This is a genomic window from Mesorhizobium sp. CA4, from assembly GCF_020165075.1.
Taxonomy (GTDB): Bacteria; Pseudomonadota; Alphaproteobacteria; order Rhizobiales; family Rhizobiaceae; genus Mesorhizobium.
The window spans coordinates 21516-32122 of sequence record NZ_JAIUHK010000053.1; the positions used below are offsets into that span (position 1 = coordinate 21516).

Sequence of the window (10607 nt, forward strand, 5' to 3'; positions counted from 1 at the left end):
CTCGCGAAGCGAGGTCGGATGAGGGGTGTTCCAGCCTGGCGACGCCGTTCGTCCAGCGACGAGGCCCCAACGGCTCACTTCGCTGGAACACCCCTCATCCGTCTCGGCGCTGCGCGCCGATCCACCTTCTCCCACAAGGGGAGAAGGGGAAGACGCGCCACTCATCGTCCGCCAATAAACCCTACGAAAGCCTCGATCGCTCCACGCATCGCCCTTCGGTTCGCCGGGTCTGCCAAAATAGCCTCCACCTCGGCCGGCTTCTTGCCCAGCAGCGCGATCTCCAGCGCCGTCTCCTCATACATCGCGAACGACATCGTCCGCATGACCTCGGCAAGCGCTGCCCGCGCATAGAGCGAGCGGGGCGAGGCGTGGACCAGCATCGCCGGCTTGCCGACGGCGGCGTCGCGCGAGACCAGCCAGTCGAGCGCATTCTTCATGCCGCCCGGCACGCCATGCGCATATTCCGGGCAGGAGACGATGAAGCCGTCGGCGCGGGTGATCATCTCGATCAACTTTGCCGCTTCGGGCGGCGTGCGCTCGCCCTCGTCGTCGGGGTTGAAGATCGGCAGCCGGCCTAGGCCATCATAGACCTGGACACGGCAGCCCGCGGGCGCGTTGGCGGCCAGCGCCGTGACCAGGGCCGAGTTGGTCGAGGCGGCGCGCAGGCTGCCCGATATGGCGATGATCTCGATCAAGGGAGAGCCGGACGAAGGGTTGAGTCGTCCGGCAGCCTACCACATGGTCTGGCGGTAATCGTCGTCCAGCTCGCGGTCGATCTCGCCGGCGCTTTCGCTGAGCGCCAACTGGTCGCGGATGATCTGGCCGAGGGTCGGCAGGGTCGCGCGGTCGTACCAGGTCTCCGGCTTCCACAGATCGGAGCGCATGAAGGCCTTGGCGCAGTGCATATAGGCGGCCTTGACCGTCACCAGGATCACGCTCTGCGGCTCCTTGCCGTCGACGGCCAGCCGTTCGCGCAAGGTCGGGTCGACAGTGATGCGGGCGTCGCCATTGACGCGTAGCGTCTCGTTCATGCCGGGAATGAGGAAGAGCAGTCCGACCGATGGGTTGCGGATGATGTTTTCCAGCGTGTCCAGCCGGTTGTTGCCTGGACGGTCGGGAATGGCGATGGTGGCGTTGTCGAGGATGGCGGTGAAGCCGGGCTTGTCGCCTTTCGGCGTCACGTCGGCATTGCCGGCGCCGTCGGAGGAGCCGATCAGCACGAAGGGGCTCTTGCCGATGAAGGATCGGCAATGGCCGTCGAGGGCCTTGAGTTCCTTGCGGATAGAGCCGTCAGTCGGCCGGGGCGTCTTGTAGATCGTCCTCAGCTCGTCATGCGTGGTGAGGAATTCCATGCTGCCCCTCATTCTGGCGCAATTCCGGACGGAAACCGCTGCACTCTTTTCCTGGAATTGCTTTAATTCCCGGCCTTCTCTTCCTTGGCTTTTTCCTCCAGCGAGTGGCGCATGATCAGCGGCATCTGGCTGAAGGTGAACAGCAAAGTGATCGGGATCGTGCCCCAGACCTTAAAATAAAGCCAGGTCGCCTCGGAAAAGTTGCGCCACACGACCTCATTGAGCACGGCGAGGAACAGGAAGAACAGCCCCCAGCGGAAGGTCAGCTTGCGCCAGCCTTCGGCATCGAGCTGGAAGGCGGAATCGAAGACGTAGCCGAGCAGCGAGCGGCCGAACAGCAGCCCGCCGAGCAATGTGACGCCGAACAGCGAATTGATGATCGTCGGCTTCATGAAGGCGAAGGTCTTGTCCTGCAGGTAAAGCGCCAGCGCGCCGAAGACGAACACGACGATCGCCGAGACCAGCGGCATCAGCGGCAGGCTGCGCGTCAGCAGCCAGGAGACGCCGAGCGAAAGCGCCGTCGCGACCATGAAGAAGGCGGTGGCGATCAGGATCGGCTCTCCGAGATGGGCGAGCACCGGGAATTTCTCGGCCAGCCACTCGCCGCGAATGGTGGTGAAGAAGAACACCAGGCCAGGGCCAAGCTCGAGCAGGAACTTCAAGCCGGGATTCATCGGCTTGCAGCGTGGATCGGACGGGTCGCGTTCGAGGATGTTCATAAAAGTCCTTCTTGCGCATGATCTGGCCGAAAAGCAGGCGGCCTTTCAAGATCACGCCTTGGTTCAGGCGACGCCGGCGATCGCTCTCGCAAACTCGCTGGCGGAAAACGGTTCGAGGTCGTCGACCTGCTCGCCGACGCCGATGAAATAGACCGGCAGCCGGTGCTTGGCGGCTATCGCCACCAGAATACCGCCGCGCGCCGTGCCGTCCAGCTTGGTCATCACCAGCCCGTTGACGCCGGCGACGTTGCGGAAGATCTCGACCTGGTTCAGCGCATTCTGGCCGGTGGTGGCGTCGACCGTCTGCAGCACCGTGTGCGGCGCTTCGGGATCGAGCTTGCCCAGCACGCGCACGATCTTTTCCAGCTCGGCCATCAGCTCGGTCTTGTTCTGCAGGCGGCCGGCCGTGTCGATGATCAGCACGTCGGAGCCGGCCTCCTTGGCTTTCTCGAAGGCGTCATAGGCGAGGCCCGCCGCATCGGCGCCGAGCTTGGAGGCGACGACGGGCGATTTCGTGCGCTCGCCCCAGATCTTAAGCTGCTCGATCGCGGCGGCGCGGAACGTGTCGCCGGCTGCCAGCATCACCTTCAGGCCGCCATCGGTGAGCTTGGCGGCAAGCTTGCCGATGGTGGTGGTCTTGCCGGTGCCGTTGACGCCGACGACCAGGATGACATGCGGCTTGTGGCTGAGATCGAGCTCGAGCGGTCTTGCGACCGGCGTCAGCACCTTCTCCACCTCCGCCGCCATCACGGCGCGGACTTCCGCGTCGGAGACGTCACGGCCATAGCGGCTGGAGGCAAGCGAATCGGTGACGCGAAGCGCGGTCTCTACGCCGAGATCGGCGCGGATCAGCACGTCCTCCAGGTCCTGCAGCGTGTCCTCGTCCAGCTTTCGCTTGGTGAAGACGCCGGCGATGTTGCCGGTGAGCTCGCGCGAGGAGCGGGCAAGCCCTTCGCGCATGCGCTGGAACCAGGAGCGCCGCGGCGCCGGCTCCGGCGCCTTTTGCGGCTCGGCTTTCTGCTCGACCCTTTTTGAGACCGTCACCTTGCCGGCGGCGGGGGCAAGCTGCGGAACGGGCGCGGACTCCACCCCCCCTTCGATGGGGAAGGTCCCGAGCGCAGCTCGGGGGTGGAGGTGACCCGCGTCAACTCCATCACCCCGCCCCGCCACTTCGTGGCGACCCTCCCCATCATGGGGAGGGTGGGGCGATGCAGCTTCGTCCTTCTCCCCGTCCCTATACGGGGAGAAGATGCCGGCAGGCGGATGAGGGGCGGCGCCGGCTTGCGAGGATGGCTCGATGGGAGGCGGCGCCGCTGGCGGAACCTCGATGGGCGCCGGCGGCTCGACCGGGGCTTCGGCAGGCGGCGTCGGCACTTCGACCGGTGGCTGCTCAGGCTGCGGTTCCGGACGCGAAGGCTCGATGTCCGGCTGGGCCGGCGGAGGTGCGGGCACTTCCTGCGGAGCAGGTTCGGGCGCCGGCGCGGGTAAAGGCTCGGGTTGTACCGGCGGCACTTCCTCAGGGCTCGGCGGCTCCGGCTTCTCGGGCGCCGGTTGCGGCTCTTCTTCTGGCTCGGGCTGCGGCAACGGTTCCGGCTTGGAGGGAACGATCGGCTCGGGCGCAGGCGGAATGGTCGGAGCAGGTTCGGGCTTCGGCTCTTCAGGGACCGGTTGAGGGGTGGGCTCTACCTCCCCCCCGATGGGGGAGGTCCCGAGCGCAGCTCGAGGGTGACGCACGTCGGCGCTGTCACCCCGCCCCGCTAATTGGTGGCGACCCTCCCCATCGAGGGGAGGGTAGGATGCAGGCTCCTGCTCACGCGCCGAAACCTCCGGCGCGGCCTCCTCGGCCTCGGTCTTCAGCGTGTCCAGCGCGTCCCATTGTATCGGCGGCAAAGGGGCCGTCTCGTCGACGCGCTCCTCGACAACTTCTTTCTTGCCGAACGAAAATATCTTCTTGAAGAAACCAGCCATGCGTCTCGCAGTCTCAGGCGGCTTGCGCGGCAGAGGGCGCCGCAATCAGTCGGGCGCCATCATGGCCGGTGATGGTGGCATCGACGATCTCGCCGGGCGCGCCCGTGTCGATCGCGGCCAGCGTAAACCCTTCGGTGCGGCCGAGCCCGTCGCGCTCGATGAGGATCGATTGCCGCGTGCCCGGCAGCGACGACAGGTGCCGGCGATAGGCGGCCTCGCCGGCGGCGCGCAGCCTTGCGGCGCGCGCCTTCACCACCTCGCGGCGGACTTGCGGCATGCGCGCGGCGGGCGTGCCCTCGCGCGGCGAGAACGGGAAGACGTGGAGATGCGTCAGGCCGCATTCCTCGACGATCTTCTCCGAATTCTTAAACATGTCCTCGGTTTCGGTCGGGAAGCCGGCGATGATGTCGGCGCCAAAGACGATGCCGGGACGCAGCTTGCGCACGTCCTCGCAAAAGCGGATCGACTGCTCGCGCAAATGACGACGCTTCATGCGCTTCAGGATCATGTCGTCGCCCGATTGCAGCGACAGGTGCAGATGCGGCATCAGCCTCGGCTCGGTGGCGATCGCGTCCAGCAGGTCGTCGTCGGCCTCGATTGAATCGATCGAGGACAATCTCAGCCGCTTCACATCCGGCACCTGGCGAAGGATCGTCTTCACCAGTTTTCCCAGTTTTGGCGCGCCCGGCAGGTCGGCGCCGAAACTGGTCATGTCGACGCCGGTCAAAACGATCTCGGCATAGCCGTTGCCGGCCAGACGCTTGACCTGCTCGACCACGGCGCCCATCGGCACGGAGCGCGAATTGCCGCGGCCGTAAGGGATGATGCAGAAGGTGCAGCGATGGTCGCAGCCATTCTGCACCTGCACGAAGGCGCGCGCCCGGCCCTCGATGGCATCGACCATGTGGCTTGCCGTCTCGCGCACCGAAAAAATGTCGTTGACGCGCGCCTTCTCGGTATCGTTGACGCCGAAATCGGGCAGCGCGCGATAGGAGTTGGCCTTCAGCTTCTCCTCATTGCCGAGCACGAGGTCGACCTCGTCCATGGCGGCGAAATTCTGCGGCTCGGTCTGCGCCGCGCAGCCGGTGACGATGATGCGCGCTGAAGGGTTCTCGCGGCGCGCCTTGCGGATCGCCTGCTTGGCCTGGCGCACCGCTTCCGCCGTGACGGCGCAGGTGTTGAAGATGACGGCACCGCCCTGAAGCGCGCCCAGGCCGGCGTTTTCGGCTTCGCGGCGCATCACTTCCGATTCATAGGTATTGAGGCGGCAGCCGAAGGTGACGACGTCGACACCTGTCGTGGTGGAGGCTTGGGATTCCAAGCCTTTTCCAAGGGCGGACATCAGGCGGCGCTTTCGGTGTCGCGGGCCCAGGCGCCGGTCGAGGGGTCGAAGCTGCCGGAAAATTCCCATTCGGCAGCACCGGTCAGGATGACGTGATCGTCGTGGCGCCATTCGACATTGAGCTTGCCGCCGCCGGGCGCCAGCAGCGAGACGCTGCGGCCGGTGCGCCTGGTGCGGGCCGCAGCGACCACGGCGGCGCAAGCGGCCGAGCCGCAGGCCTTGGTGAGGCCGGCGCCGCGCTCCCAGGTGCGGATGATCATCGTTTCAGGTGAAGTCACCTGAGCGATGGTGATGTTGGCGCGCTCCGGGAAGATCGGATGGTTTTCGAGCAGCGGGCCGAAACGGTCGAGCTCGTAGGACCAGACGTCATTGTCGACCCAAAAGATCACGTGCGGGTTGCCCATCGACACCGCCGAAGGCGAATGCAGCACCGGCGCGTCGATCGGGCCGATCTGCAGCTCAATCATGCGGGTGTCGCGGAACTCTTCCGCCAGCGGGATTTCCTGCCAGCCGAAGCGCGGCTTGCCCATGTCGACCGAGATCAGGCCGTCGGCATGCTCCTCGGCATTCAAAATGCCGGCACGGGTCTCGAAGGTGAAGCGCTTCTGTCCGGTCTCGGCAGCCAGAGCCTGCACGACGCAGCGCGTGCCGTTGCCGCAGGCCTGCGCGCTGGTACCGTCCGAGTTCAGGATGTCGATATAATAGGCGGTGCCCGGCGTGCGCGCATCGTGAATCGCCATGATCTGGTCGAACTTGGTCGCCGCGTCACCATTGAGGGCGATCGCGGCCGCCGCCGTCACCTTGTCGGCGCGGCCGCGCATATCGGCAACGATGATCTCGTTGCCGATGCCGTTCATCTTGGCGAAGGGGGCGGTGCCTGCCATCTAACCGGTCATTCCAATCCGTTTGGCCAATCCGTTTCGGCGCTATATGGCGGAAACGGGCGGGAATTACCAGTCCGGCTATTCTCGGGTCACCGCGAAAATGCCGCGCTGCGACGACCTAACGGTCGCGCTACGTGACAGCGAAGACGCCGAGCACGATCAGCAGGAAGATGATCAGCACGATGCCGATGAGGATGCGCGCACCGGTAGCGGCCGCACCTGCAAGCGCCGGCATGCCGAGCAGGCTCGCGGCGGCGGCAATGATGAGAAGAATGATGATCCATCTGATCATGGGAAGCTCCGGCGAATTGCGTCGGCGATCAACGCGTTTGGCGGGTTTGGGTTCCTTTGTAGATGGCCGGTATATCCCAGACTTCACCGGGCCGCATGGCGCGGAAATGCTCCGGCGGCAGGCCTTCGGCGGCCAGCGCTTCGGCCAGTTTCTGCGCCGGTTCGTCGATCGGCTCGTCGGTGAGATGGAAGGTGCCCCAATGGCAGCCGGCGGCGAAGGCGGCGTTGCACAGCTTCATGCCCTGCACGGCCTCCTGCGGGTTCTGGTGCTGCGGCGCCATGAACCAGCGCGGCTCATAGGCGCCGATCGGCAGGATGGCGAGGCGGAAGCCGCCATGCTTTTGCGCCATCAGCCGGTAGTTGATGCCGTCGTGGAAGCCAGTGTCGCCGGCGAAATAGATCTTGCTGCCCGCCGCTTCGATGACAAAGCCCGCCCACAGCGCCATACGCCGGTCGCGTCCGCCGCGCGCCGACCAGTGATGCGCCGGCTCGACATGGATGGCGGCCGCGCCGATGTCGACCCGGTCGCCCCAATCATGCACGCCGAGCCGCATGCCGGGCACGGTGCGGCCGATGACGGCGTCGTTGCCGAGCGGCGTGATCACCAGCGGGTCGTGGCTCTCCTTCAGCCGCGTCAGCGTGATGAGGTCGAGATGGTCATAGTGATTGTGGCTGACCAGGACCAGATCGATCGGCGGCAGGTCGGCAAAGGCAATGCCCGGCGCATTGACCCTTCTCGGGCCGGCAAAGGTGAAGGGCGAGGCGCGCTCCGACCACACCGGATCGGTCAGGATGTTCAACCCGGCAGTCTGGATGAGAAGCGAGGCATGACCGACCATAGTGAGCCTCAGCGCGCCGCCATCCACCCGTCCGTCCGGTTTTGCCGGCGGATGGGGGCTTGGCCAGGCGGCCGGCCATTTCGCCCGCTTGCCGCTGAACTGCCATTTGAGGAGATCGCTGAAGCGCCCGGGCGGCTTGCCGCCGGGGTTGAAGAACAAGGCGCCGTCGAAATGATCGCTGGGCGGGCCGCTGTAATAGCGGTTGGCGGTTCTTTTTCTCGCGGCCATTCACTCTCCCGCCGGCTCGGTCTTTCCTGAGATAAGGACACGCCCGCCTGGCGCAAGCATTTTGCCGGCGAATGCCAACGGGCGAAGCCCGCTTCATTTAGGATCGGGAAAGAGGGGATGACCGCGATGGTGATGAAGCGAACCAAGACGCCGTGGATGAAGGCCGAGGATTTCGGCCGCTCGCTGCCGCTTGGAGTTGGCGTCAACCTTCTGGTCACCGACATGGCGGCGATGGAGGCCTTTTGCCGCGACGTGCTCGGCGCCCGGATCATCTATGCCGACGAGGATTTCGCGGCGATCGAGCTTCTGGGCTCGGTCTTCATGCTGCATGCCGACCATTCCTATCTCGACAACCCGATGACCGGTGTCACTTCCGGCGCCGAGATACGCGGCGCCGGCATAGAGCTGCGCCTTTACGGCGCCGATCCGGATGCGGTCGAGAAAAAGGCGGCGGCGCTCGGCCACATCGTGCTGGCTGGCTCGATCGACAAGCCGCATGGACTGCGCGAATGCTACATCGTCGGCCCGGACGGCTATGTGTTCGTGCCGAGCGCCCGGATTTAATGGCGATATTTCAACAGCTTGAGTAACCGCACCGAGCTCGCCCCGGTGCGGACCGCTCGCTGCGATAAGTTTGCAACAGCCGGCTCGAAAACCCTATTTTAACCATATCGGGTTGAAATTCTGCCACCTTCGCCGTCTTGGTGAAGCGAAGATTACGCGGATGGCTCCCCCCGGCCGGATCCGACGGAGGTTTTGATGAATTTTTCGATGACCCGCCCCTTTTCGCGGTCCCGCCTCTTTTCGAAGAGCAGCCTTGCGGCCGTATCGCTGGCCGCGCTGGTTGCGAGCGGCTGCTCGACCTCGCGCTTCTCGTCGATGGACGACCAGCAGCCGGCGCCGCTGACGCCGGCGCCGTCCGGGACGGTGACGCAGAATCAGCTGCCGCCGCCGGCTTCCCCCGGCACCACCGATCCGTCGCAATTCCCGACCGCGCCGAAGAACACCCAGGTCGCCTCGCTGCCGCCGGACGGCGCGGCGCCCGCCGGCGCCACCGATCTCACCGCGGCCAGCGTCGCCGGCGTGTGGAACGTCAATGTCTCCGGGCAGAGCTGCAAGGTGGCGACGCCGCAGACCAAGTTCGGTGCCGGCTACCGCGCCGGTCCGCTGCACTGCCCGGCGCCGATCGACGGCATCAAGTCGTGGAATGTCGCCGGCAAGCAGCTGACGCTTTACGACGAAAATGGCGGCACGCTGGCCAGGCTCTATTCGTCCGGCGGCGAAAAGTTCGACGGCCAGACTTCCAACGGGCAACCGATCTCGCTTACAAGATAACGTGAGGGTGTGCTGATATTCAGGTGAGACCGGCCTGCAAATGCCGGCTTCCTGCGCTTCCGGCCTTCGCCGGCCGAAGCACTTAGGAGTGGCGTGGCAGTTAAATTAAGGCTATGGCCGGCGAAGGCTGGTGCTCACGTACTTCAAGTACGCTCCGCTCCGGTTCCCGGAACCCGCCATTTTCGACTCGGCCTGACCTGAATCTCAACACACTCTGGCCCTTCCTCAGGCGTTCCGCACAAAAAAAATGCAAAAGACCGGACCCATGCATCTGCGCGACGGTATCCAGACCCATGCGACCGTCAGGCAGCGCTACGACCATCTCGTCCAGAGCGGGGCGGTCGGACGCGACCCGGCGCAGGAGCGGATCGTCGCCGCGCTCGACCGGTTGATCGACGAGATCTCGGCCAAAAGGCTGGCGCATAAATCGAGCGCGCTGGGCTGGCTGTTCGCGGCCAAGCGTCAGCCGCGCGAGCCGGTCAAAGGCCTCTACATCCATGGCGGCGTCGGTCGCGGCAAGACCATGCTGATGGACATGTTCTTCGAGCTGTTGCCGGTCCGGCGTAAGCGCCGCGTGCATTTCAACGACTTCATGGCCGATGTGCAGGACCGCATCCAGAAGCACCGGCAGGCGCGCAAGGAAGGCGCGGTCAAGGAAGACGACCCGATCCCGCCGGTGGCGCGGGCGCTCGCCGATGAAGCCTGGGTGCTGTGCTTCGACGAATTCTCCGTCACCGACATTGCCGACGCGATGATCCTGTCGCGCCTGTTCTCGGCGCTGTTCGCCAACGGCGTGGTGCTGGTCGCCACCTCCAATGTGGCGCCGGAGAACCTTTATCGCGACGGGTTGAACCGCCAGCTCTTCCTGCCGTTCATCTCGTTGCTCGAGCGCAATGCACATGTGATGGCGCTGGATGCCGAAAAGGACTACCGGCAGGAAAAGCTCAACCGCCAGTCGGTCTATGTCACGCCGGACGACGCCGCGGCCGAGCGCGCGCTCGACGAGGCCTGGAAGGCGATGACGCATGGCCAGCCGACCGGCGAGGTGACGCTGACGCTGAAAGGCCGCCAGCTTGTCGTGCCGCGCGCCGCCGGCGACGCGGCGCGCTTTTCCTTTGCCGACCTCTGCGAAAAGCCGCTCGGCGCGCGCGACTATCTGGCGATCGCCGGCCGTTTCTCGACCGTTTTCATCGACCATGTGCCGGTGCTCGGCGAAGGCAAGCGCAACGAGGCCAAGCGCTTTATCCTTTTGATCGACACGCTCTACGACCACCGCATGCGGCTGGTGATGAGCGCCGCGGCGCCGCCCGAACGGCTCTATACGGCCAAGCGCGGCACGGAAGTGTTCGAATTCGAGCGCACAGCCTCGCGCCTGGTCGAGATGCAGAGCCGCGATTGGCTGGATGGCTGGGCGGAGCGGCGGAATGCGGACGCGCCGGCCGCCGAGGCAAGGCAGGCTAAGGGGTAGCCTCCTCACCTTCGTCATCCTCGGGCCTGACCCGAGGATCCATTCCGTGACGTCCGCATATGGAACATGGCGGAGCAGAATTCTGAACCGTTCCAAAGCTTTAGCGTCACGGCATGGCAACTGTGTTCATGCGAATGCGGTTTTGTCGCGCATGATGGCGTTGAGGACGACGAGGAGCTTC

General features: G+C 65.3%; 11 protein-coding genes. 3 read left to right on the top strand and 8 right to left on the bottom strand.

Going from position 1 to position 10607, the window contains the following annotated elements; genetic code table 11:
• Window positions 1-161: 161 nt before the first annotated feature.
• The 8 genes from LB528_RS28130 to LB528_RS28165 form a co-directional block, all read right to left on the bottom strand.
• A complete protein-coding gene (locus LB528_RS28130; RefSeq protein ID WP_224717076.1) occupies window positions 162-695 on the bottom strand; it encodes an NADPH-dependent FMN reductase in 534 nt (177 codons plus the stop codon).
• Between the two features lie 36 nt (window positions 696-731).
• Window positions 732-1352 (bottom strand): pyridoxamine 5'-phosphate oxidase family protein, encoded by a 621-nt coding sequence (locus LB528_RS28135; RefSeq protein WP_224717077.1) that lies wholly within the window; start codon window positions 1350-1352, stop codon window positions 732-734.
• Window positions 1353-1414: 62 nt separating this feature from the next.
• Window positions 1415-2071, bottom strand: a complete 657-nt coding sequence (locus LB528_RS28140) for a septation protein A (protein WP_224717078.1) — start codon at window positions 2069-2071, stop codon at window positions 1415-1417.
• A gap of 63 nt (window positions 2072-2134) precedes the next feature.
• On the bottom strand, window positions 2135-4039 hold the full coding sequence (gene ftsY / locus LB528_RS28145; protein WP_224717079.1) for a signal recognition particle-docking protein FtsY: 1905 nt from the start codon (window positions 4037-4039) through the stop codon (window positions 2135-2137).
• A 13-nt stretch (window positions 4040-4052) separates the two neighbouring features.
• Window positions 4053-5381 (bottom strand): tRNA (N(6)-L-threonylcarbamoyladenosine(37)-C(2))-methylthiotransferase MtaB, encoded by a 1329-nt coding sequence (gene mtaB / locus LB528_RS28150; RefSeq protein ID WP_411962279.1) that lies wholly within the window; start codon window positions 5379-5381, stop codon window positions 4053-4055.
• Window positions 5381-6265: a diaminopimelate epimerase gene (gene dapF / locus LB528_RS28155; RefSeq protein ID WP_224717081.1), complete on the bottom strand. Its 885-nt coding sequence runs from the start codon at window positions 6263-6265 to the stop codon at window positions 5381-5383. Before dapF ends, mtaB begins: the two co-directional genes overlap by 1 nt.
• A gap of 130 nt (window positions 6266-6395) precedes the next feature.
• Window positions 6396-6557: a DUF1328 family protein gene (locus tag LB528_RS28160; RefSeq protein WP_031195454.1), complete on the bottom strand. Its 162-nt coding sequence runs from the start codon at window positions 6555-6557 to the stop codon at window positions 6396-6398.
• A gap of 28 nt (window positions 6558-6585) precedes the next feature.
• Window positions 6586-7623 carry an MBL fold metallo-hydrolase gene (locus tag LB528_RS28165; protein WP_224717082.1) on the bottom strand — a complete coding sequence of 346 codons (1038 nt, stop codon included), beginning with the start codon at window positions 7621-7623 and terminating at the stop codon, window positions 6586-6588.
• Window positions 7624-7740: 117 nt separating this feature from the next.
• Here LB528_RS28165 and LB528_RS28170 point away from each other — a divergent pair, with 117 nt between their 5' ends.
• From LB528_RS28170 to zapE, 3 genes are all read left to right on the top strand, one after another.
• Complete coding sequence (locus LB528_RS28170) at window positions 7741-8187, top strand: VOC family protein (protein WP_224717083.1); 447 nt, start codon at window positions 7741-7743, stop codon at window positions 8185-8187.
• 195 nt (window positions 8188-8382) lie between these two features.
• Entirely contained in the window at window positions 8383-8958 is a 576-nt protein-coding gene (locus LB528_RS28175) for a protease inhibitor Inh/omp19 family protein (protein ID WP_224717084.1), read from the top strand.
• Window positions 8959-9223: 265 nt separating this feature from the next.
• Window positions 9224-10426 (top strand): cell division protein ZapE, encoded by a 1203-nt coding sequence (gene zapE, locus LB528_RS28180; protein WP_224717086.1) that lies wholly within the window; start codon window positions 9224-9226, stop codon window positions 10424-10426.
• Window positions 10427-10607: the final 181 nt, after the last annotated feature.